The sequence below is a fragment of the Halofilum ochraceum genome, from assembly GCF_001614315.2.
GTDB lineage: Bacteria > Pseudomonadota > Gammaproteobacteria > XJ16 > Halofilaceae > Halofilum > Halofilum ochraceum.
Window position 1 is genome coordinate 41,411 of record NZ_LVEG02000011.1, and the last position, 22,393, is coordinate 63,803.

Sequence of the window (22,393 nt, forward strand, 5' to 3'; positions counted from 1 at the left end):
TGTCCGCGAAGTGTCGGGGGCTGCATTGCCTGATACGGTGCCGCCGGCGTTACGGATTCAGGCGCCCGGGCCCTCGTGCTATACCCGTGCCCGGCACCGCGCTATTGTCATGTGGAGCCGGCACGGCTGAACAAGGCCCTTGAGGGGCGGATAGAGCAATATGGTCGACGTCAAACATCTTCGCGGCATTCCGGTAGAGCAACTCCGTTACGGCCTCTACGTCGTCGAGCCGGACCGTCCGTGGACCGAAATCCCGCTGATGTTCCAGGGTTTCGAGATATCGACCGATGAGGAACTGGAGGTCCTGCGATCGTATTGCGAGCAGGTCTATGTTGATCCGGATCGCTGCAGCGCGGACGCACTCGAGGCGCTCGACCGTCCAGCCGCGGATCAGGAGGTCGGTCTGTCCACGCCGCGGCCGGAGACGGATACCGCCAATGCCTTCGGTAACGAGCGCTATCCGGATACCGCCCGCTTTGAGCGCCTGCTTCGCCGCGCGTGGGAGAGCCGCGCGCAGACCCGTCGTTTCGTCGAGGCCGTGTTCCAGGGGCTGGATGGTGGCGATTTCCCGGATGTCCGCGAGGGCCGGGTTGCCGTCGCCGATCTGCTGCAGACGGTGGCGGGGAATCCCGGCGCCGCGGTCTGGCTTTCCAACCTCGACGAACGGGATGCGCCCACCTCGGTCCACTCGATCAACGTCTGCATCCTCGCCCTGACGTTCGGTGCCCATCTCGGACTCGAGCGTGAGGAGCTTGAACGCATCGGCCTCGGTGCGCTGCTGCATGATACGGGGAAACTCTTCATGCCGCCCGCGATCCGGGACAAGACCGATGCGCTGACGGATGCGGAGTGGGACATCGCGCGCCGTCACCCGCAGGATGGGTACGATATCCTGCTCGAGAAGGGCGAATTCCCCTCCGAGGTGCTCGATATCGTCCGCCTGCATCATGAGCGTCTGGACGGCAGCGGTTACCCCTCCGGGCGTGCGGGTGTGGAATTGCCGCTGCATGTGCGGGTCGTGGCCCTGGCCAATGCCTATGACTCGCTGACCAGCGAACGCCCCTACCGCGCCGCGATGGCCGCCGACAAGGCGCTGCAGCAGCTCTACAACGGCGCCGGCGGGACCTTTGGCGACCGCCTGGTGCAGGAATTCATCCGCTGTGTCGGCATCTATCCGGCCGGCAGCCTCGTCGAACTCGACAATGGCGCGGCCGGCGTGGTGCTCGGGTCGCGCCCGGACGCCCGCATCCAGCCGACGGTCCTGCTCGTGCGTACGCCGGATGGCGAGTACTACCGCAAGCGGGTGGTCCTGAATCTCGCCGCCGAGGTCGGGAGTGAAGGCCCGGCGCCCGCCCGTCATATCCGGCGGGCGCTCAATCCCTCGGAGGAGGACATCGACGTCGCGGGGATCGTGGCGATCGAGTTCGGCCTCGACGCGGCAGGCTGAAACGGCGGTACATACCCGGGTGCCGGCGCCGCCCGCCAATCAGTCGCGGTCGACCTGCTCCACCAGATGTTCGGCCGCGAACAGGTCGAGATGCGCCCCGCCGCCGTTCTTGAACAGGGTGATTTCCGTATCGTCCCCGCGGCCGGACTGACGGCCGCCGCAGAGTTCGAACAGGTCGGCAATGATGTCCGATTCCTCGATCACGCCGTCCGTGATCGGGTGGAACAGGTCGCCGGCCGCATCGACGGTGCTCGCGCGGAAATCGACGAACAGCCGGGCCCGCCGCACGCAGTCGTCGTCGCTCTCGCGCATGGACGGGTTGAACGACCCGACCAGATCCAGATGTTGCCCCGGTTGCAGCAGCTGGCCCTTGATCAGGGGCTCCATGGTCCCGGTAGCGCAGCAGATGATGTCCGCCTCCGGGATCGCGTCGGCGATCGAATCGACCGCCTCCGCGTCGATTTCCTCCGCCCGCAATGCCTCGACCAGGCTGTCGCGGTGGTGGGGGGTACGATTCCAGACCAGCACGCGGCGCAGCGACGGGCGCGCCGCCTGGTGCGCCGCAATCAGGTGCGGGGCGAGCGCCCCGGCGCCCACCATCAGCAGCGTCCCGGAATCCGAACGTGACAGCAGCCGACTGCCGAGTGCCGAATCGGCTGCCGTCTTGCGCAGGGTCAGGGCGGTGCCGTCGATATTCGCCTTTGGCTCGCCGGTGTCGCCGTCAAACAGCTGGTAGCTCGCATGGATCGTGGGCCGGCCGGCGTCCGCGTTGCGCGGGATGACTGTGGCCATCTTCACGCCCATCACGCGCCCGGGGAACCAGGCCGGCAGCACCAGAAACGCCTCGCCTTGATGAACCCCGTGGTCCGGGGCCTGCATCAGGGTCCGGTCCATCCATGGCGGGCTGTCGCGATGCGCCCGTTCCAGGGCCTCGATCAGACCGGGGTAGTGCAGTCGCTCGTGCACCGTTTCCGCGTCGATTACATGCATGGAGCCGTCCCGGCGGGTTGCAATATCGGGGCCGCTACGGTAGCAGGCCTCGCGCGGCCCCGCGATTCGGCGGGACGGCTGCATGCCGGGGGCGAAGGCCCGTTACCCGCCGAGGCGGATCGCGACGTTCTTGGTCTGCAGGTAGTTGTCCAGCGCCTCCAGGCCTTTCTCGCGGCCGTAGCCGGACTGCCGCGTACCGCCGAACGGCGTCTCGACGCCGCCGGCGAACCATTCGTTGACGAACACCTGGCCGGCGACGAGTTGCTGCGAGGTCTTCATCGCCCGATCGAGGTCACGCGTGAATACGCCGGCGACCAGCCCGTAGTCGGTCCCGTTTGCGATCTCGATCGCCTCTTCGTCGCTCCCGAACTTCATCAGCGAAAGCGCTGGCCCGAAGACCTCCTCGCGGGCGATGTCCATATCGGGGTGAACATCGGTAAACACCGTTGGCTGCATGAACCAGCCCGCGCGGTCGATGCGGCGACCGCCCGTGACGGCGGTGGCGCCGGCATCGATCCCCGACCGGCAAAGCCGCTCGACGCGCTCACGCTGGCCCGACGAGATCAGCGGCGTGAGGTCCGGATTCTCCAGCCCATGCCCCACGCTGAGTCCTTCGGCCAGCTGCACGGCGCGCTCGACCAGTTCGTCATGGATGGATTCATGCACCAGCAGGCGCGACATCGCGGAGCAGACCTGGCCGGCGTTGAAGAAGATGCCGCTGCGGATACTCGCCAGCACCGTGTCGAGATCGGCATCCGCGTGCACGATGCCCGCCGATTTGCCGCCGAGCTCCATCACGCAGGGCACGATGCGATCAGCGGCCGCGTGCAGGATCGAGCGCCCGGTCGGCACCGAACCGGTGAACACGATCTGGTTGACCAGCGGATGCTGGACCAGCGCGGCACCGGCCTCGTCGCCCCAGCCGGTGATGATGTTGACCGCGCCCTCGGGCGCGCCGCCCCGCTCGCAGGCCACGCCGAGCAGAAGCGCGGCGAGCGGGGTCAGTTCCGGGGTCTTGATGACGACGGTATTGCCGGTGGCGAGCGCCGCCGCCAGCGAGCGGGACGCCAGCGCGACCGGGAAGTTCCAGGGCACGATCTGCGCCGAGACGCCGAGCGGCTCACGCACCGTCCAGTCGACATAGCCGTCGCCGAGCGGGATCGAGCGGCCCTCGATTTTGTCCGCCATGCCGCCGTAGTACTCGAAATAGCGCGCGGCCTCCTCGAACTCGTGCCGGGCGTCGTCCAGTGCCTTGCCCGACTCCCGGCACAGGATCTCCGCGCCCTGGTCGGTGACCTGGCGGATCTCCGCGGCGATACGGAACATCATCTCCAGACGCTTCTCCGGGCGCGGTCCGGTCAGCGCCCGCGAGCGGTGGCAGTCGGCCGCGGCGCGCACGGCGCGGTCGACGTCGTCCCGGCCTGCCAGGGCGACCTCGGCGATGGTCTCGCCGGTCCCGGGATCCTCGACCCCGAGCCGGCGGTCCGCGTCCACCCAGTGGCCGCCGATGAAGCTCTGCCAGACGGGGTCGATGTTTTCCGCGGGTTCCGTCATACGGATGCCGCCTCCCGGGGCGTTTCGGTCCGGTGGGCGCCGTCGCCGATCAGCCGGCGGGCGACCCACTGGTGGAAATGGTGGGTCGGGATGTCCTGCACCGGCGAGAATACCCCGCCCTTGTAGCCCGGCGAGGCGCGACCGCGCTGCATCCCCTCAACCATCGTCACATCCTCTTCGAACACCGTTTTCCACGCCTGCAACTGCGATTCACGCGCGGCGGCATGCTCGTCGTCCACGGCCGCATCGCCGACGTAGCTGATCCGCAGGTGCTCGCGCGTATGGTGCTCGGAGAGCGGTTCGAGCAGGACCACGAAAAAGTGATCCGCCTGCAGGCCGAGCAACGCGTTCGGATAGAGCGACAGGTATTCGGCTTCCTGCTCGCGCTCTTTCGGCCACTGCGAGAACTTCGGCATGGTGATGCCGGCGACCTCGGCCAGATTGTAGACGCGCGTGCCCTGCCCGGCGAACGACTCGCCGTCCTCGTCCAGCACGATGTAGTGGTCCTCCAGCCGCGAGTAGCTGTTGAGCGCCGGATGGACCCAGGGCAGGTGGTAGGACTCGCAGTAGTTCTCGACCGCCAGCTTCCAGTTCGACTGCACGTCGAGGGTCAGCTGGCCATCCCCCGCGGCCGGGCGCAGTTCTTCCGGGCCCGTGCGGCCCCAGAAGCTCTCCCAGCGCTTCATGACCGGCTCGATGTACGCCTCGAACGATTCCGCCTGCCCGTCCAGATTGACGAAGATGATGTCGCACCACACGGCCGAGCGGACGGCCTTGAGACCGTGCTGGCTCTTGTCGAAACCCTCGCAGGAGTGGCAGTTCATGCCGCCGATATGCGGCGTGCCCTTGAGCGTGCCGTCGAGTCCGTAATGCCAGGAGTGGTACGGGCAGCGCAGGCCCGCCTCGACCTTCATGGGCTGATCGACCAGCTGACGCCCGCGGTGGCTGCAGACATTGTGAAAGACCCGGACCTGGCCCTGGCGGTCACGCAGCGTGATCAGCGGGATGCCCAGCAGATGGGTCGGGTGGACCTCGCCGTTCTCCTGGATGTCGCTGGCGAACCCGAGGGCGGTCCAGGTCCGCGCGAACACCTGCTCGCGTTCCGTGCGCAGGAATTCCGGGTCGGTATAGACGCTGTTCGGCAATCCGTTGGCGTGTGCGGTATCGCGGAGTACGTTCTCGATCCCCTCGGGGATGGCGCCTTTCTGTGCGGTGTTGAACGGATCAGACATGACGGACCTCCATGCGCTTCAGGCCCGGTTCGCGAACCGGTGTGATTAATGACTTTAGCTAATGTAGGGTCCGCACAAGACCATGTACAATCGAAAGTTTCTCAGTAGGGGTATGCGAAAAGATCATGCCTGATCGTCCCGGACCATTGCCGCCGCTGCAGAACCTGCGCGCCTTCGAGGCCGCCGCGCGGCTGGAGAGTTTCACCGCGGCCGCGCGCGAACTCTGCCTGACCCAGGGCGCGGTCAGTCGCCAGATCCGCACGCTGGAGGAACGTCTGCGGGTGTCGCTGTTCGATCGCGGCGACCGCGGCGTGCGCCTGACCGCGGCCGGGCGCCGCTATTACGACGTGGTGGCCGATGCGCTGGGTGCCGTGGCCCGGGCGACGGCCGATCTCGTCGCGGACGGGGACGACACCACCGTGACCGTCGGTACCACCAGTGCCATCGCCTCGCTGTGGCTCATGCCGCGTCTGACCGGATTTCGACTGCGGGCGGCCGATCTCGACATCCGGGTCCTGGCGTCCGACCGCGATTTCGAGCGCAACAGCGACGAAGTGGACCTCGTCATCGAATACGCACGGGATCCCCAGCAAGGCGAGGGCGTCTGGCGTCTGTTCGACGAAGAGATCTTTCCCGTATGCAGCCCCGACTACCTCGGCGGGCGGGCGACGCCCGAGCGCGCCGACCAACTCCCGCTCGAGACCCTGCTGGTGCTGGACGACGATCATCCCGACTGGATGGGCTGGACCGAATGGCTGCGCCGTGCCGGCGTCGAGGCCGGGCCGCTGCGCCACCCGATCCGCATAAACAGCTATCCGACCCTGCTCCAGGCCGCGGCGGCCGGTGAGGGGATCGCCCTCGGCTGGCGCCATCTGGTCGACGAGTTCCTCGCCGCCGGCACCCTAGTGCCGCTGCTGCCCGAGGCGATGACGGCCCCCGGGGCGTTCTACCTGCGCACGACCCGACCGGTCGCCGATGACAGTCCCCCTGGCCGGCTGCGGGACTGGTTTCTGGGCACGCATCTTCAGGGCCCGGTCGCATCCTGATACCTTGTCCGGCCTGCGGCTTTCAGCGCCGCATTGCGGGCATGCGCGCCATGCGGCAATCTTGATACCGCCAACGACGGGAGATCACTCGTGGACGTAACCGCCGTATACCCCGGTACGTTCGATCCGATCACGCACGGCCATGCCGACGTGGCGGACCGCGCGAGCCGCATGTTTCACCGCGTGATCATTTCGGTCGCCGCGAACCCGGCCAAGCAGCCATTCTTCTCGCTCGAAGAGCGCGTCTCTTTTGCCGAGGCCGTGTTCGCCGGCAGTCCGAATGTCGAGGTCCGCTCGTTCGACTCGCTGCTGGTCGATTACGCACGCGAGCAGGGCGCCGGCGCGATCCTGCGCGGCCTGCGGGCGGTCTCGGATTTCGAATTCGAGGTGCAGCTTTCGGGCATGAACCGCCGGCTGGCGCCGGAGATCGAGACCGTATTCATCTCCGCCGCCCAGGAATACGGCTTCGTCTCCTCCAGCCTCGTCCGCGAAATCGCCTGCCTCGGCGGCGACATCACCGAATTCGTCTCCCCCGCCGTAAAAGAGGCCCTCGATGCGCGGTTCAGGGCGAGTAAGAACCACGAATGAACACGAATGGACACGAATGGTTCCCGTGGCTCGGAAAGCGTGTCGGAGCTTCGCTGAGATCGCGGGGCATGTAGGCAAAAAGGCGGGAACCACAGATGGAAACGGATAGAAAAAACCGACATTCCAGCCGATCATGCAGGTGTCGGACGTCCGTCAACTGCCCGCTCCCCTTCACTTCTTTCGGGTTCTATCTGTGTTGATCTGTGTCCATCTGTGGTTTCAGTAAAGAGTTATCGGTGATTCCGTACCTTTCAGCGAAGCTCCAGAAACACACCCACCCCCGGGAAATATTCGTGTCCATTCGTGTTCATTCGTGGTTCTCATTCCTTCCGCTTCCGCCTGTAAAAGCGTTCGTTTCGAGTGTTCTGCTCTGGTCTCTTCTCGCCGCGCCGGTGTTTGCGGGCGAGGAAGCCGAGCGGGGCTGGGGGATTGCGAGTGCGCATCCGTTGGCGACGGAGGCGGGCCGTGAGGTGCTGGAAGCGGGCGGTAATGCGTTCGATGCCGCCGTTGCCGTCAGTGCGGCGCTGGGGGTGGTGGAGCCGTATGGATCCGGCCTCGGGGGTGGCGGTTTCTGGTTGCTGCATGAGGCCGATGGCGATCGGGACGTGATGGTCGATGGCCGGGAGCGGGCGCCGCTCGCGGCGACGCGGACGATGTATCAGGACGAGGACGGGGAACTGATCGAGCGCGCCTCGATCGATGGCCCGCTCGCCGCGGGCATTCCCGGTCTGCCGGCGGCACTGGTGCACATCGCGCGCGACTACGGCGAACTGCCACTTGCACGGAGCCTCGCGCCCGCGATTCGTCTGGCGCGCGATGGCTACGAGATCGGTGAGCCGTATCGCACGATGGCGCGCTTCCGCCGCGACGTGCTGCAGCGCTCGCCGGCGGCCGCCGAGACGTTTCTCGAGGATGGCGAGGTGCCGCCGGCCGGCTATCGCTTGCGGCAGCCCGAGCTGGCGGCGACGCTGGAGCGTCTGGCGGATCAGGGCCGCTCCGGTTTTTACGATGGGCCGGTGGCCGAGAAACTGGTCCAGGGGGTACGCGCAGCCGGTGGCATCTGGAGCCGGCGCGATCTGCGTCAGTACCGCGTGCGTGAACGCACGCCGATCCGGGGGCAATATCGCGGCATGGAAATCGTCTCCGCGGCGCCGCCTTCATCCGGCGGCATAGCCCTGGTCGAGGCGCTCAATATCCTGGCCCCTTATGATCTTGCGGCGATGGATCCGGCGGAACGCGTGCATCTTGTGACCGAGGCGATGCGTCGTGCCTATCATGATCGTGCGCGCTATCTCGGTGACACCGATTACGTCGATGTGCCGATCGACCGGCTCACCGATCCCGATTACGCGGCCGGTCGGCGCGCCTCGATCCGCAGCGATCGCGCCACGCCGAGCGCAGACCTGCCCGGCGTCGGCGCGGAGCAGGGTGGGCGGGATACGACGCATTTTTCGGTCATCGGACCCGCCGGCAATCGCGTCGCCGCGACCCTGTCGATCAACTGGCCGTTCGGATCGGGCTTCATGCCGCCGGGCACCGGCGTCGTACTGAACGACGAAATGGACGACTTCGCCGCGAAACCCGGTGAGCCCAACGTCTACGGTCTCGTCCAGGGCGAGGCGAATGCCATCGAACCGGGCAAGCGGATGCTCTCGAGCATGTCGCCGACCTTCCTGGAGTACGGCGACCGGGTCGCGGTTCTGGGAACGCCGGGCGGGAGCCGGATCATCTCGATGGTCCTGCTCGCGGCGCTGGAGTTCCGCGCTGGCGGCGGACCGATGGCGATGGCGGAACGCCCGCGTTTTCACCACCAGTACCTGCCGGACGTCATCGAGTCCGAGCCGGGGGCATTCGACGATTCGCTCCGCGCGGCCCTGCGCGAGCGCGGTCATGAACTGGCGCCCCAAGACGACCCCTGGGGGGACCTGCAGGTGGTAACCGATGACGGCCGCGAAGTGCGTGGCGCCGCGGATCCCCGTGGCATCGGGGCAGTGGCGCGCGGGATCGTCTTGGAAGGCGCGAACGGCTCGCGTATATTGAAGTCAATACCATCCGAATAACACGACTGGCGGCGTCATCGTGGCGCAGGCCGATCCGCTATCGGTTCGGGCTGGTGCCCGGACTGTTGGCACGGGGAGACGCGAAAGAATGCCGAAAAATCACCCTCATCGACTGATTTCCCTGCTGTTCGGTGCCGCATTGCTGACCGCTCCGGTCGGCAACGCGATCGCCGCGGACGACGACGAACTCATCCGCCGGATTGCCGGTGAGGGCGGGATTTTCGATTTCACGAAGCTCGACGGTCAGGGTCAGCCACTCGCCGAACAGGATGCGGTATATACCGTCACCCCCTGGTCCTGCGTGCGGGATAACGTCACCGGTCTGATGTGGGAGGTGAAGACGGCCGATGGCGGGCTGCGCGACCAGAACAATACCTATACCTGGCATAACCCCGATTCCGACGAGAACGGCGGGGCCCCGGGCCCGGGCGACGGCGGCGAGTGCAGCGGCTCCGCCTGCGGCACCCATGCCTACGTCCAGGCCGTGAACGAACAGGGCCTGTGCGGCGCAACCGACTGGCGCATGCCGACGCGGTCCGAACTGCGCACGATCGTGGACTATCAGGCCAGTTTCCCCGCGATCCAGACCGCCTACTTCCCGAACACCGTGGCTACCTCGTTCTGGAGTTCCGAGCCCAACGCGAACTACCCGAACTTTGCCTGGCACACCGACTTCAAGTTCGGTCTCGCGAGCTATTACTACTTCAAATCCGGCCCGAAAGCGGTCCGCCTCGTCCGCGACGTGGATGACGGCGAGTAACCGACTCCCTTCGGCGGAGTTTTTCTCTCGCCAAGACGCCAAGCGCGCCAAGGAACATAAAGAAAATGCGATCTCACGCAGAGGCGCGGAGTTCGCAGAGAAAGAAAAAATAATAAGGTGTAGGTCGGACTTCCAGTCCGACAGCAGTGGAGGCTCCGACGTGTCGGACTGGAAGTCCGACCTACACCCGTATCAGGGCTGCGTGCCGTTGGCTTCCGCTGGTTTTCGGACACGGAACACCATCCTTCTGCGGCTCTGCGTGAATCCGCCTTTGTCTTTCCTTTGCCGTCCCTTGGCGCGCTTGGCGTCTTGGCGAGAACCCTTCAGTAAAACGCCTCCACTGTCACAAGATTGAATCCGAGTGACACGGCATTCAGGTCTGGCAGCGCGGGCAGTACACGGTCGCGCGCTGGCCAAGCCGGCGGGTGCGCAGGGTGGTGCCGCAGCGGCGGCAGGGCGCGCCGGCGCGGCCGTAGACGGCGAGTGAGATCCGGAAGTACCCGGGTGCGCCCGATGCGCTGGTGAAGTCGCGCAGTGTGGTCCCGCCCTTCTCGATCGCTTCTGCGAGTACCCGTTTGATCGCCTGCGCGAGTGCCCGGTAGCGCGCCCGGCCGACCCGTCCGGCGGCACGGGCGGGGTGGATTCCCGCATCGAACAGGGCCTCGGCCGCGTAGATGTTGCCGACGCCCACGACGATCCGGCCGTCCATGATGAAATCCTTGACCGATCGGCGCCGGCCGCGGGAGCGCTCGTAGAGGTAATCGCCGTCGAAGGCCGTATCGAGCGGCTCCGGCCCGAGCCCCGCGAGCAGGGCGGGATCGGGCGCGTCGGCGTCGAACCAGAGCACCGAGCCGAAGCGCCGCGGATCCCGCAGCCGCAGACACGCATCCCCATCGAAAAGGATGTCCACATGGTCGTGAATGGCGGCCGGTGTGTCGGGTGGCACGACACGGAGGCTGCCCGACATCCCCAGGTGCAGCATCAACGTCCCGCGGGCCGTGCGCAGGAGGAGGTATTTGGCGCGGCGCTCCACCGCCGTCACCGTTGTGCCCGTCAGCGCGTCCAGCGCCGCGACCGGTACCGGCCAGCGCAGCCGCGGTTCGCGCACCGTGACGCCCCGGATCGCGCGGCCCTCGATATGTGGCGCGATTCCGCGTCGGGTGGTCTCGACCTCGGGCAGTTCGGGCATGGGCTTTTGGTCTTTCTGGCAGTGGGGCCGCGCTACGGCGCGCTCCGCGTCAGGACGATTCAGCGTCCGGTTCGTTGGCCGGCGGGGCCAGCAGGCGCTGCGCGTCCCCGGCGCCGATCTCGAGCCCGTAGTCGGCGCCCGTGGGTACGAGGACCAGCGCCGGCTCGCGGGCGGCGATCCGCCACTCCATGATCGCGCCGTCGGTCGCGATCCGGATCCGCCCCAGATCGGCAGCGGGGGGATCGAGCACGAAACCACTGGCGCGCGCAGCCCGCCAGCGCGCCGCCCAGGCGCCGGCGTCACCGCTGCCCCGCATGAGGTCCCAGGCTTCCCCGTCGGCGCTCAAGCGTGCCTCGGCGCGCGGCGTGGCGATCCGTCGCGGCGAGGTCCCGGTGCCGAGTACGCCGGGGGCCGCCAGTCCGTCCAGGCCCCGTTTCATCAGGGGCCAGAACTGATCCGGCAGCAGGCAGAACCGGTCGCCCGTGCGCACGTAGCGGCGGCCGTCAGCGGCGCGATCGCCAAACTCGACCGTCAAGGCGTCCGCCTGCATGCGCAGGTGCGGGTGCTTCAGCCCGAATTCGGCGGGGTCGTGTTCGGCCACTGGATAACAGCTTCGTGCCGGGGCCGTGAGCACCGTCAGCGCGGTCACGACGCGTCCGTCGCGGGCCGCGCGCTCGATCGGTTCGGTGACGTGCCAGCCGTCGCGCCGCCGCTCCAGCCGCAGCGATGCGCGTGCTTCGCGCGGGAATGCCAGTGTCAGCGTCTGGACATCGGCGGGCGTGAGTGTAGTGAGTGGCGGTGGTCCGCTGTCGGTTTGCCCGGCAAACCACGCGGCGCCGGCGCCGGCAACGATGGCGACGGCCAGGACGAGGTTCAGGGACCGGCGCAGACGCAAGAGCGATTCTCCTCAGCGCCGCCGCCGGCGCCAGCCGATCACCAGGCCGGTCGTGAGCAGCGCGAGCGGGAGGATCAGCAGGAAACCGAAACCGAGCACGATGACGGCCGTCCGCGAGAGATCGACCCGCGTATCCGGGGCGACATCGGGCGGGATGCTGATATGGGCGCGGTCGCCGACGAGCCAGTTGACGAGGCGCATGCCGAGGTCGAGATTGACGCCGTTGCCGATGTACGCGTTCGAGAGGAAGTCGCCATCGCCGATGACGGCGAAGCGCTGCCCGCCGGTGGGTGGTTCGTCGCCTTCGGCCGGTGGTCCGCGGCGGCCGGCCCATCCGAGCGTGAGCGGGCCCCGGGTCTCACCGGCATCGCGATCGAAATCGATCTCCCCCTCGATCGGACCGGTCTCGGTCCAGCTCTGTTCGCGCGTGCGCAGGAGCGCGCTGTGGCGCCAGCCGCCGCTGGCGTTGGGTGTCAACGCGACCGCCTGCGGGAACAGGGACAACTGATCGAGCCCGTCGACGACGGGATGGTCGCCATAGTCGCTGATCACCGCGAAGTCCGGCGTGTCCGTGCCGAAAAGCTGCGCCCCGGCGTCGACGACCACCCCTTCGTGGCGGCGTATACCCAGATCCTCGGCGAGCCCGTTGAGGCGATCGCCGTGCTCGGGCTCGGTCAGCCAAAGCAGATGGCCGCCTGCCTGGACGTACTGGCGGACGCGGGCGAGTTCGCCCGGCAGGTAGTCTGATTGTGGACTGGCGATGACCAGCAGATCGGTGTTGTCGGGGATATGCGGCATGCGCGCCAGCTGCAGCGTCTGGACCCGGAAACCGCGCTCGCGCAGGCGCTCGCCGAAGCCCCCGAGATCCGCGTTGCCCTCGCCGTGCGGCTTGCGCTCGCCATGCCCTTCCAGGAACACGACCCAGCGTTCCGCATCGCGCGCGAGGCGGGCCAGGGCGCTGGTGATGCTTTGCTCGCTGATACGCTGCAGCCGTTCCTCACGGCCGCCGTGGCGCACGATCAGTTCGCCCCCCTGGCGAATGCCAAGCTCCCGGGCCAGGGCCGGGTTGGTCTCCGGATTCACGAACTCGAGCTTCACGTCGACGCCGGCGCGGCGATAGCGCTCGACCAGATCGCGGATGCTGCGCCGCGTGACCGGTTGTGGCCCGAGATACACGGTCATCTCGACCGGGCCTTCGACCAGTTCGATCACCTCATGGCTCTTCGTCGTCAGCGTATTGCGCGCGGTCTGGGTCCAGTCGGCGGTATAGCGCCAACTCTGCGCCAGCCAGGCGAGGATGCCGACGAACGCCAATACCAGCACCACGAACAGCAGGTTCTGCAGACGCAGGCGGCGGCGGTTGCGGTGGTCCAGGCGCATCGATACTCCGGCTCAGCGCTGCAGGCGATCGTTGTCGAGCCGGCGGACCGCGAGGGTCACGAACAGCCCGGCGAAGAGGACGAAGAAGACGGCCGCGGCGCTGTCGAGCAACCCGGTCAGGAACGGGTCCAGATGGGTCGCCGGCGCGGGCCAGCCAAGCAGTGCGGACCACGGGGGGCCGAGTGTGCGACCCCATTCGCCGAGCAGCAGCAGGGCCAGCAGGATCCCGAGTGTCGCGGTTGCCGCGATGGTCGGTTCGCGCGTGAGAGTCGAGAGCCACAGCCCGAGGGCGCCGGCGCCGGCGACAAAGAGGAAATGTCCCGTGATCGCCAGTGCCAGCGCCCCACCGTCCAGATCCGTGAACAGGGTCAGCGAGAGGGGCATCAGCGCGGTCAGGGCCACCATGGCCAGCAGCATCCCGAGCAGGCCGAGGAATTTGCCGGTGATGATTTCCAGCGTCGATACCGGTGCGCCCAACAGCAGCGGCAGTGTGCCCTGACGGCGTTCGCCGGCGATCAACTGCATGGTCAGCAGAGGGATGGCGAACACGTGGATCATCGCCGCCGCCCCGTACAGGCGTGGCACCAGAAAGGCGGTCACGCCCGGTCCGGCACCGGACTCGATCAGCTTCGGCTGCACCTGGAGATAGCTCTCGAGGTGGAGCAGGAAGATGAAACCGGTGACCAGCTGCGCGGCCGCCAGGACGACCCACGCGGTCGGCGAGCGGAACAGCCCGGCGAGTTCACGGCCGGCGATGGTGAGAATCGTCATGCGTTCACCTCCGCCATGTCCGTGCTCGTGAGCTCGACGAACAACTGCTCCAGCGAAGCCCGGTCCGCCGTCATCTCGAGCAGCCCCCATTCGGCATGGACGGCGGTCTCGGCGAACCGCTCCGGTGCGTCGCGCTTCGGATCGAGCGTCAGCCGCAGGCGCCCCGGGGCGAGGTGCTCGACGCCGGTCACACCGTCGATCGCGCGCAGGTCGCCGTCTCTCGGGGCGCGGCGCAGGGTAACCGTGATCCGTTCGATGGCCGAATCGTCAGTGAATGCGCTCATGGGACCACCATGCAGAATGCGGCCCTGATGCATGATCGCGACCCGCGAGCACAGCGCCTGGACCTCCGGCAGGATGTGGGTCGAGAGGATGATCCCGTGCTCCCGGCCGAGATCGGCGATCAGGCCGCGGATGGCGCGGATCTGGATCGGATCGAGTCCGACCGTGGGTTCGTCCAGCACGATGGCCGCCGGGTCATGGACGATCGCCTGGGCAATCCCCACCCGCTGGCGGTAGCCCTTGGACAGATTCCCGATCGGGCGATGGGCGACCTCCGTGAGGCCGCACAGGGACATCGCCCGGTCGGCCGCATCGTCGCGTCCCGCGCGCGGCACGCCATGCAGTGCGGCGGCAAAGGCGAGATATCCGCGCACGCTCATGTCCGGGTATAACGGCGGCTGTTCCGGCAGATAACCGAGTGCGCGTTTGGCGGTGCGGGGGGATTCGAGCAGATCGACGCCATCGATCGCGATGGCACCGGCGGTGGGCGCCAGCACACCGCAGAGCATGTCCATGGTCGAGGTCTTGCCGGCACCGTTCTGCCCCAGCAGGCCGACGATCTCCCCGCGCTCGAGCCGCAGATCGACGGCATCCACCGCGCGCAATGCCCCGTAGTCGCGGCACAGCCCGGTGGCGTCAATCAGTGGTGTGGTGTCCGGCATCCTCGGTCCAACGGCGCCACGCGGCAGGTCCGCGACGATAGACGTTCCGGGGTCGCGGCGGCAAGCGCCGGTGGCCGGCATCGTGAGCGGTTCCCGCCTCCATGGTATTATGCCGCCCGGCTCTGCGCGGGGGGGACTGCGCGGCCCACGCCCCGAATCCCGTATGGCTTGCTGCCCGATGGAACCCTGCTTTCATCCGTGAGGTATCGATGAATCAATTACTGCGCCTTCTGGAGTCCGGACTGCTCGACCTGTCCATCGCGGGCTACGTGGCGGTCGTGCTGGTTTTGACCCATATCACCATTGTCGCGGTGACGATCTACCTGCATCGCTGCCAGGCTCATCGCTCGGTCGATCTGCACCCGGTCGTGTCCCATTTCTTCCGTTTCTGGCTGTGGCTGACCACGGGCATGCGGACCATCGAGTGGGTGGCGATCCACCGCAAGCATCACGCGCACACGGAGACCGAAGCGGATCCGCACAGCCCCCATCAGGCCGGTATCTGGAAAGTCCTGCTGGAAGGTGCCGAGCTGTATCGCGAAGAGGCGAAGGACCAGGAGACTCTGGAAAAGTACGGACACGGCACGCCCGACGACTGGATGGAGCGCAACGTATACGCGCGTTTCGAGATCGGCGGCATCGTACTGATGGGCCTGCTCGCGCTCACGCTGTTCGGCGTGCTCGGCATGACCGTCTGGGCGATCCAGATGATGTGGATTCCGCTCTGGGCGGCGGGCGTCATCAACGGGCTGGGTCATTACCTCGGTTACCGCAACTTCGAATCGGCCGACGGCTCCACTAACCTCTCGCCCCTCGGGCTCCTGATCGGCGGCGAGGAGATGCACAACAACCACCACGCGTTCCCGAGTTCGGCGAAGTTCTCGCAGCGCTGGTACGAGTTCGACGTCGGCTGGTTCTATCTGCGAATCCTGTCCGCACTCGGCTTGGCGAAGATCAAGCGGGTCGCGCCCAGCCCCACGGTCGATCCCGCCAAGACGACGGTCGATTTCGAGACCGTCAAAGCCGTCGTGATCGCGCGCATGCACGTCATGCGGACGTACGCCCGGAGCGTGACGCTGCCGGTCCTGAAGGCCGAACTCGAGCGCGTGGACGGCGGGACCCGTGCGCTGCTCAAACGCGCCAAGGGTGCCCTGATCCGTGACGAGTCACGGATGGACGCGCAGGCGAAGGCACGGCGTGACCGCGCGCTGCGCGCCAACGAGCGCCTGCACACGGTGTACGAATACCGCCGCCGTCTACAGGAGCTGTTCGCCTCGAAGCGCGTGACCCAGGAGCAGCTGGTTCAGTCGCTGCAGGCCTGGTGCGCGAGCGCCGAACAGACCGGCATCCAGGCGCTGGAGGACTTCGCCTCGCACCTGCGCGGCTATCGTCTCAAGACGGACTGATCCCCCGGATGGATGCGCTTTGGCGGATGGGAAGGAAAATCGGTTCTCGCCAAGACGCCAAGCGCACCAAGGGACGCAAAGAACCGCCACTGCGCAATACGGCAGCGAGTCTGTAGGAGCGAGCTTGCTCGCGATAGTGCCCGCACGGCAGCTGACTGCAAAATTGATCATCGGTGACCATCGTGGTTTCAGCCGACTCATCTGAACCCTTGGGCGCACTGCGGGCACCATCGCGAGCAAGCTCGCTCCTACTGATTTGTCGATTCCTTTGCGTCCCTTGGCGCGCTTGGCGTCTTGGCGAGAACCGATGTTCGCTCGGCAGGATTCCAGCGTTCAGATGTCGGCAGGCGCACCCGTCACGCCGGGAGTAAGCGCGTCTTTGACCGGCACGGTGTGTTCGAGGAAGAACCGCGCCGTAGCCCGCCAGTCGTTCGCTCGTGCCTGGGCGATACAGTCCGCTTCATCGAGGTCGAGGCAGTTGCGCGCCGCGCGGGCCAGATCCTCGTCCAGGTAACCGGTAACGCGCTGCTGCACCACGTCGATCGGTCCGGTCACCGGGTAGGCGGCGACGGGGGTGCCACACGCCATCGCTTCCAGCATCACCACGCCATAGGTATCCGTGCGCGACGGAAAGACGAATACATCGGCACTGGCGAACCACGCCGCCAGATCACGGCCGTGGCAGTAGCCGGGGAATACCGCATCCGGCCAGGTGTTTTGCAGGCGCTCGCGGTCCGGACCGTCGCCAACGACCACCTTGGTGCCCGGGGTATCCATGGCGAGGAATGCCTCGATGTTTTTCTCGCGCGAGACGCGCCCCACGAACAGGTGAATTGGCCTCTTGAGATCCGTCTCGAACGCGGCGTCCGGGGAAAATACACGCGTATCGACACCGCGATTCCAGACGACCAGGTGGCCGAAACCGCGGCCAGAGAGTTCGCGCGCCATGCCCGCGGTGGGCACCAGCGTGGCCGCGGCGTCGCGGTGGAAGCGGCGCAGCAGCGCATATCCCCAGGAGAGGGGGATGAACGGCAGGCGCGCCTGGACGTATTCGGGGAAGCGGGTATGGAATGACGTCGTGTGCCGCCAGCCCCTGCGGCGCAGGTGGCGTATGGCCGCGTGGCCCAGCGGGCCCTCGGTGACGACATGCACGCGCTCCGGGGCGAATCGGTCGAGGCGGCGCCGCAACGCCCGGGTGCCGAGCGCGAGCCGGATCTCCGGGTAACCGGGGCAGGGAATCGTGCGGAAGTCGCCGGGCTCGATCACGTCGACGCTGTGGCCTTCGCCACGCAGCCATTCGATGACCGCGGCCAGCGTCGTGACCACACCGTTGACCTGCGGATACCACGCGTCGGTGATGATACTGAACCTCATCCGCTGACGGCCCCGGCGTCGTGCTCCGTCGCGTGGTCGACCTGCAGCCATTGGCGGACCTCGATACGGCCGTCGAAATGCTCGACCAGGGCCGTGCATGATTCCACCCAGTCACCGCAGTTGTGGTAGGTGATCCCCTGGACCTCCCGGATCTCGGCGTGATGGATGTGGCCGCAGACCACGCCCTCGAAGCCGCGCCGGCGGCAGTCCCAGGCGACCGCGTTCTCGAATTCGAAGATGAAGTTCACCGCGCCCTTCACCTTGTGCTTCACATGCGCGGACAACGACCAGTAGCCGTAACCGAAGCGCTCGCGGAAGCGGTTGAACCAGCGGTTGAGCACCAGCAGCAGGGCATAGCCCCGATCGCCGAGAAAGGCCAGCCAGCGATGTGCCTGCACGACGCCGTCGTATTGATCGCCGTGGATCACCAATAGGCGGCGGCCGTCAGCGGTTCGGTGCTCGACCTCGTCGCGTACCGAGATGTTGCCCAGTTCCAGGTCGGTGTACCGGCGCAGGAACTCGTCGTGGTTGCCCGTCACCACAATGACCCGGGCACCGCGTTTGGCCTTGGTCAGGACCCGGCGGATCACGTTGGTGTGCGACTGCGGCCAGTAGATCCGGGATTTCAGGCGCCATCCATCGACGATGTCCCCGACGAGGTACAGGGTTTCGCAGTCGTGCTGCTTGAGGAACGCGATCAGGGCGTCGGCACGGCAGCCCTTCGTGCCCAGATGGAGATCCGACAGCCAGATGGTGCGTACCCGCTCGCGGCCGCTGCCGGTGTTGTCAGCCGTTCCGGTCGATCGGGTTGATGCATCGACGGCATCCGGTTCCGAAAGGACTTCCCGCAGTACGGTGTCGGCGGTGCTGTTCATGGGACGCAGGGAAACAGCCGCCCTTGAAGCGTCGATGACACCGGCGTGAACTTTCGATGACAGTGCTGGTCGCACGGTTATGAGGCGATGTCGCAGGCGATAAATGCGGCGTCGTGCGTGGAACGCAGGCACGGGCGCCGGTCGGCGTACCGTTTGATTGTCGATGGTGCCCGCGTCAAGGCGCGGGAATAGGGAATCCGGAAGGCTATATGGCCCGGCCGGAGCTGCCCCCGCAACTGTATGCGGTGAGTTTCCCGTCTACGTGCCACTGGGATATCCCCGGGAAGGCGGACGGAAAGCGACGACCCGCGAGCCAGGAAACCTGCCATCGATCAGGGGTGCCCAGGCGGGTATCCGGCAGTGCAAGTCCGAGCGGGCGGGGTGTCCCGGCGGCGTCTGCGCAGCGTGCAATGGCAATCGGCTCGGCCGGCGGCGCAACGGGACTCCAGCCCGTTGATCCGGTAGACCGGTAGGTCCGTCATTCGCAACACTGCGCTGTTCGACCCTTCTCTCCCGCAGCCCGCATCCGGGTCACAGGCAACGGGCGAGGAGTCCTGCATCATGTCCAGTCAGTCCAACGTCAATTACCAGCATTCGATCGACCAGAGCGATCGCAATGTCCCGATCAACCTGCGCCAGACCGGCGATCCCGGTATCCGCATGCTGATCTCCAACCGCGTGCGCAAGTCCGCCTACTGGCACCTTTCCGTCGAGGCGGGTTGCTGGCGCGCGACGGTCTACAACCGCATGTATCACCCGCGTGGCTACGTCCGTCCGGAAGACGGCGGCGCCATGGTCGAGTACCGCGCGCTCGTCAACGACGTCACGCTCTGGAACGTCGCGGTGGAGCGTCCCATTCGCGTGAAAGGCCCCGATGCCGAGGCCTTCTGCAACTATGTCTGTACGCGGGATATGACCCGTGTGCCTTCGATGAAGGGGCGCTACGTCATCCTCTGCGACGAGGAGGGCCATGTCCTCAATGATCCGGTCATGCTCCGGCTCTCGCAGGACGAGTTCTGGTTCACGATCAGCGACTCCGATCTCGCGTATTGGTTCAAGGGCATCAACGTCGGCGCGCGCTACGACGTCACGATTGAGGAGATCGACGTCGCGCCGCTGCAGATCCAAGGCCCCAAGTCCGAGGACCTGATGGCCGATCTGGTCGGCGAGGGTGTGCGCGAAGTGCCGTATTACGGGCTCATGGCGGCACAGATCGACGGGGTGGACGTGATCATCTCGCAGACCGGGTTCTCCGGCGAGAAGGGGTATGAGGTCTACGCCTATGACTCCACGCTCAATGCCGAGGCGGTCTGGAACGCGATCCGCGCCGCCGGTGAGAAGCACAACCTGATGGTGATCGCGCCGGCCCATCATCGTCGGATCGCGGCCGGTATCCTGTCCTACGGCCAGGATCTCGATCACGAGACCAATCCCTTTCAGTGCAATCTCGGTCACATGGTGCCGAAGACCAAGGAGGCGGATTACATCGGCAAGCAGGCGCTGGAAGCCACGCGCGAGAAGGTGAATAACGGCAACCCGCCGTTCACGCACCAGCTCGTGGGGCTGAAGATCGAGGGCAAGCCGATCGAGGACTACGCACCGGATTTCTGGCTGGTCGGGCATGACGCCGACAGCGAGCCCTGCGGCTGGATCACCTCGCCCTGGTACTCGCCGGAGCTGAATACGAATATCGGGATGGCGTATGTTCCGGTCGAATCGGCGGCGCTGGGCACGGAGTTTGTCGCTTGGCTGCCCGAGGAGTACCAGCCGATGCCGGGGCATCCGGTCCCGGCGGTAGTCGCCGAGATGCCCTTCCGCGAGTCCGTGAACCCGAGCGCCCGCGAACGCGCCCGGGCCGAAGGCCGCGAATACGCCTATTGATGGGGTAAAACACCGGTGGCCGTCCGCTTGCGGGCGGCCACCGGCTTTTGTCGTTTGTCGGCTCAGTGCCAGTAGGGTTCTCGCCAAGGCGCTAAGGGCGCCAAGGGGCGCGAAGGAAATTCGGAGTCATGCGAAGAGAACCGTATCGGCCGTAGGTCGGACTTCCAGTCCGACAGATCGGAGGCTTCGGCGTGTCGGACTGGAAGTCCGACCTACACTCGCTTCACGGCTGCGTGCCCTTCGTTTCCGCCCGTTTGCGGACACGGAATCCGATTACTCGCCATTTCCCGCCACTGTCTTCCTTCGCGTACCTTGGCGCCCTTCGCGCCTTGGCGAGAACCCTTATCTGCACGGCGTCACCGATCCGAAGGTCGTTCGGTATTGCGACCGGGCCGCGGACCAGCGGTCGTGACACATATCCACAAAAAACCCGGCACAAGGCCGGGTTTTTTTGATCGCTGTCCGCGCAGGCGGACGGGAGGCGAAGCTTACTTGAGCTTCGTCTCCTTGTAGGTAACGTGCTTGCGAACCACCGGGTCGAACTTCTTGATCGACATCTTGTCCGGCATGTTCCGCTTGTTCTTGGTCGTCGTGTAGAAGTGGCCGGTCCCGGCGCTCGACACCAGTTTGATTTTTTCGCGCATGATGGCCTCCTCAGACCTTCTCGCCGCGGCTGCGCAGATCGGCCAGAACGGTATCGATACCCTTCTTGTCGATGATGCGCATGCCCTTCGGGGACAGACGGAGCGTCACGTAACGCTGCTCGCTCTCGACCCAGAAGCGATGCTTGTGCAGGTTCGGCAGGAACCGGCGCTTGGTCTTGATATTCGAATGGGACACATGGTGGCCGGTGATCGGCCGCTTGCCCGTAACCTGACAGACGCGGGACATCGGAAACTCCGTTCGGTCCGTTTGACGCGAAGCCGCGCAATATAGCCGATTGGCCGCCCTGCGACAAGGGGTAGCGCCATTTCGAATCCGGCTGAATCGGTGGCGGATGCGCGTTCGAACGGCATTCCGGATCGGCGGCCCGCGGGGTTGCCGGAATCGGCGCCCCAGGCTGGCCTGCAGCCCGTCCGGGGCAGTATAGTTACGCGCGCTGCGAAGGGGGGCACATGGGTACGGTATTCCTGCGCGACCTGCGGGTCGAGACCATCATCGGCATATTCGAGTGGGAGCGAACGACCCGCCAGGTCGTGAACATCGATCTCGAGATGGCCGCCGACATCGCGCGCGCCGCCGCGAGCGATTCGATCGAGGACGCGCTCGACTACAAGAGCATCTCCAAGCGGCTGATCGACTTCGTCAGTGCGAGTTCCTACCAGCTGGTCGAGACCCTCGCCGAGGAGATCGCGGGCATCGTGCGTGGGGAGTTCGGCGTGTCCTGGGTCAAGGTGACCGTCTCCAAACCGGGCGCGATCCGTGGCGCTCGGGATGTCGGCGTCGTCATCGAGCGTGGCGAGCGGGGCTGACCTGGTGATCGAGCGCGTCTACATCTCCGTCGGCACCAACGTGGACCGCGAGCGCAATCTGCCCGGTGGCCTGCGCGCCCTGCGCGAACGCTTCGGCCCGCTGGCGGTATCCACGATCTACGAGTGCCCGGCGGTGGGCTTCGAGGGCGAAGATTTCTACAACTGTGTCGCCGCGTTCGACAGCGATGAACCCGTGCTCGACGTCTACGCGGCGCTGCACGGCATCGAGGACGCGTTCGGGCGCGATCGCAGCCAGCCGAAATTCTCGCCGCGAACGCTCGATCTCGATCTGCTCCTGTTCGGTTCAAGGATCCTGCGCGAAGGCAAGCTGGTGCTGCCCCGCCCGGAGATCGACCGCGTCGCGTTTGTCCTCGCCCCGCTGGCGGAACTCGCCGGCGATCTGGAACATCCCGTCCATGGCGACCCACTGACGGCCCAATGGGCCCGTTTCGACGGCATCGGTGCCGATGACCTCCAGCCGGTCGCGCCTGACGGCCTGGTGCCGCCCGAGGTGGGCCGGTAGCGGCGG

Annotated in this window: 21 protein-coding genes and 1 riboswitch; of the genes, 9 read left to right on the plus strand and 12 right to left on the minus strand. The window is 66.5% G+C overall.

What is annotated here, in order from left to right; all coding sequences use genetic code 11:
- Positions 1–160 precede the first annotated feature (160 nt).
- Entirely contained in the window at positions 161–1,447 is a 1,287-nt protein-coding gene (locus tag A0W70_RS11280; RefSeq protein WP_070989250.1) for a cyclic di-GMP phosphodiesterase, read from the plus strand.
- Between the two features lie 39 nt (positions 1,448–1,486).
- Here A0W70_RS11280 and lhpI read toward each other — a convergent pair whose 3' ends face one another.
- The 3 genes from lhpI to A0W70_RS11295 all read right to left on the minus strand — a co-directional run bounded on the left by lhpI (position 1,487) and on the right by A0W70_RS11295 (position 5,223).
- On the minus strand, positions 1,487–2,437 hold the full coding sequence (gene lhpI / locus A0W70_RS11285; RefSeq protein ID WP_070989251.1) for a bifunctional Delta(1)-pyrroline-2-carboxylate/Delta(1)-piperideine-2-carboxylate reductase: 951 nt from the start codon (positions 2,435–2,437) through the stop codon (positions 1,487–1,489).
- Between the two features lie 102 nt (positions 2,438–2,539).
- The gene (locus A0W70_RS11290; RefSeq protein WP_139150842.1) at positions 2,540–3,991 is read right to left on the minus strand and encodes an aldehyde dehydrogenase family protein; all 1,452 of its coding nucleotides are present in this window, start codon (positions 3,989–3,991) and stop codon (positions 2,540–2,542) included.
- Positions 3,988–5,223, minus strand: a complete 1,236-nt coding sequence (locus A0W70_RS11295) for an aromatic ring-hydroxylating oxygenase subunit alpha (RefSeq protein ID WP_070989252.1) — start codon at positions 5,221–5,223, stop codon at positions 3,988–3,990. Before A0W70_RS11295 ends, A0W70_RS11290 begins: the two co-directional genes overlap by 4 nt.
- Before the next feature lie 125 nt (positions 5,224–5,348).
- Between A0W70_RS11295 and A0W70_RS11300 the strand changes: the two genes are divergently transcribed.
- The 4 genes from A0W70_RS11300 (at position 5,349) to A0W70_RS11315 (ending at position 9,677) form a co-directional block, all read left to right on the plus strand.
- Positions 5,349–6,269, plus strand: a complete 921-nt coding sequence (locus tag A0W70_RS11300; RefSeq protein ID WP_083330965.1) for a LysR substrate-binding domain-containing protein — start codon at positions 5,349–5,351, stop codon at positions 6,267–6,269.
- 90 nt (positions 6,270–6,359) lie between these two features.
- A complete protein-coding gene (gene coaD / locus A0W70_RS11305) occupies positions 6,360–6,857 on the plus strand; it encodes a pantetheine-phosphate adenylyltransferase (RefSeq protein ID WP_070989254.1) in 498 nt (165 codons plus the stop codon).
- A gap of 392 nt (positions 6,858–7,249) precedes the next feature.
- Positions 7,250–8,917 (plus strand): gamma-glutamyltransferase, encoded by a 1,668-nt coding sequence (gene ggt / locus A0W70_RS11310; protein ID WP_070989255.1) that lies wholly within the window; start codon positions 7,250–7,252, stop codon positions 8,915–8,917.
- Between the two features lie 88 nt (positions 8,918–9,005).
- Positions 9,006–9,677: an Lcl C-terminal domain-containing protein gene (locus tag A0W70_RS11315; protein WP_070989256.1), complete on the plus strand. Its 672-nt coding sequence runs from the start codon at positions 9,006–9,008 to the stop codon at positions 9,675–9,677.
- A gap of 373 nt (positions 9,678–10,050) precedes the next feature.
- Here A0W70_RS11315 and mutM read toward each other — a convergent pair whose 3' ends face one another.
- Genes mutM through A0W70_RS11340 form a run of 5 tightly spaced genes read right to left on the minus strand, consistent with a single transcriptional unit; the run spans position 10,051 to position 14,856 of the window.
- A complete protein-coding gene (gene mutM / locus A0W70_RS11320) occupies positions 10,051–10,866 on the minus strand; it encodes a bifunctional DNA-formamidopyrimidine glycosylase/DNA-(apurinic or apyrimidinic site) lyase (RefSeq protein WP_070989257.1) in 816 nt (271 codons plus the stop codon).
- 49 nt (positions 10,867–10,915) lie between these two features.
- Positions 10,916–11,761 (minus strand): hypothetical protein, encoded by an 846-nt coding sequence (locus tag A0W70_RS11325; RefSeq protein WP_070989258.1) that lies wholly within the window; start codon positions 11,759–11,761, stop codon positions 10,916–10,918.
- A 12-nt stretch (positions 11,762–11,773) separates the two neighbouring features.
- On the minus strand, positions 11,774–13,141 hold the full coding sequence (locus A0W70_RS11330; RefSeq protein ID WP_070989259.1) for a GldG family protein: 1,368 nt from the start codon (positions 13,139–13,141) through the stop codon (positions 11,774–11,776).
- Positions 13,142–13,153: 12 nt separating this feature from the next.
- The gene (locus A0W70_RS11335) at positions 13,154–13,912 is read right to left on the minus strand and encodes an ABC transporter permease (RefSeq protein WP_070989260.1); all 759 of its coding nucleotides are present in this window, start codon (positions 13,910–13,912) and stop codon (positions 13,154–13,156) included.
- Positions 13,909–14,856, minus strand: a complete 948-nt coding sequence (locus A0W70_RS11340; protein WP_070989379.1) for an ABC transporter ATP-binding protein — start codon at positions 14,854–14,856, stop codon at positions 13,909–13,911. The genes A0W70_RS11335 and A0W70_RS11340 overlap by 4 nt, the downstream gene beginning before the upstream one ends.
- 209 nt (positions 14,857–15,065) lie before the next feature.
- On the opposite strand from A0W70_RS11340, the gene A0W70_RS11345 reads away from it, so the two are divergent.
- On the plus strand, positions 15,066–16,262 hold the full coding sequence (locus A0W70_RS11345) for a DesA family fatty acid desaturase (protein WP_175443109.1): 1,197 nt from the start codon (positions 15,066–15,068) through the stop codon (positions 16,260–16,262).
- A 333-nt stretch (positions 16,263–16,595) separates the two neighbouring features.
- Here A0W70_RS11345 and A0W70_RS11350 read toward each other — a convergent pair whose 3' ends face one another.
- Positions 16,596–17,636 carry a glycosyltransferase family 4 protein gene (locus A0W70_RS11350; RefSeq protein ID WP_070989261.1) on the minus strand — a complete coding sequence of 347 codons (1,041 nt, stop codon included), beginning with the start codon at positions 17,634–17,636 and terminating at the stop codon, positions 16,596–16,598.
- Entirely contained in the window at positions 17,633–18,511 is an 879-nt protein-coding gene (locus A0W70_RS11355) for a UDP-2,3-diacylglucosamine diphosphatase (protein ID WP_083330968.1), read from the minus strand. Before A0W70_RS11355 ends, A0W70_RS11350 begins: the two co-directional genes overlap by 4 nt.
- Positions 18,512–18,658: 147 nt before the next feature.
- A riboswitch (cobalamin riboswitch) is annotated at positions 18,659–18,855 on the plus strand.
- 217 nt (positions 18,856–19,072) lie between these two features.
- Here A0W70_RS11355 and A0W70_RS11360 point away from each other — a divergent pair.
- Positions 19,073–20,392 carry a glycine cleavage T C-terminal barrel domain-containing protein gene (locus tag A0W70_RS11360; RefSeq protein ID WP_070989262.1) on the plus strand — a complete coding sequence of 440 codons (1,320 nt, stop codon included), beginning with the start codon at positions 19,073–19,075 and terminating at the stop codon, positions 20,390–20,392.
- A 488-nt stretch (positions 20,393–20,880) separates the two neighbouring features.
- On the opposite strand, the gene rpmG is transcribed toward A0W70_RS11360, so the two are convergent.
- Both rpmG and rpmB read right to left on the minus strand, forming a co-directional pair.
- Positions 20,881–21,036, minus strand: coding sequence for a 50S ribosomal protein L33 (gene rpmG, locus A0W70_RS11365; protein WP_070989263.1), 156 nt, complete (start codon positions 21,034–21,036; stop codon positions 20,881–20,883).
- Between the two features lie 10 nt (positions 21,037–21,046).
- Positions 21,047–21,283, minus strand: coding sequence for a 50S ribosomal protein L28 (rpmB, locus tag A0W70_RS11370; protein WP_070989264.1), 237 nt, complete (start codon positions 21,281–21,283; stop codon positions 21,047–21,049).
- 224 nt (positions 21,284–21,507) lie between these two features.
- Here rpmB and folB point away from each other — a divergent pair, with 224 nt between their 5' ends.
- Positions 21,508–21,864, plus strand: a complete 357-nt coding sequence (gene folB, locus A0W70_RS11375) for a dihydroneopterin aldolase (RefSeq protein ID WP_070989265.1) — start codon at positions 21,508–21,510, stop codon at positions 21,862–21,864.
- Positions 21,848–22,387 carry a 2-amino-4-hydroxy-6-hydroxymethyldihydropteridine diphosphokinase gene (gene folK / locus A0W70_RS11380; RefSeq protein WP_245675873.1) on the plus strand — a complete coding sequence of 180 codons (540 nt, stop codon included), beginning with the start codon at positions 21,848–21,850 and terminating at the stop codon, positions 22,385–22,387. Before folB ends, folK begins: the two co-directional genes overlap by 17 nt.
- The last annotated feature ends 6 nt before the right edge of the window (positions 22,388–22,393 follow it).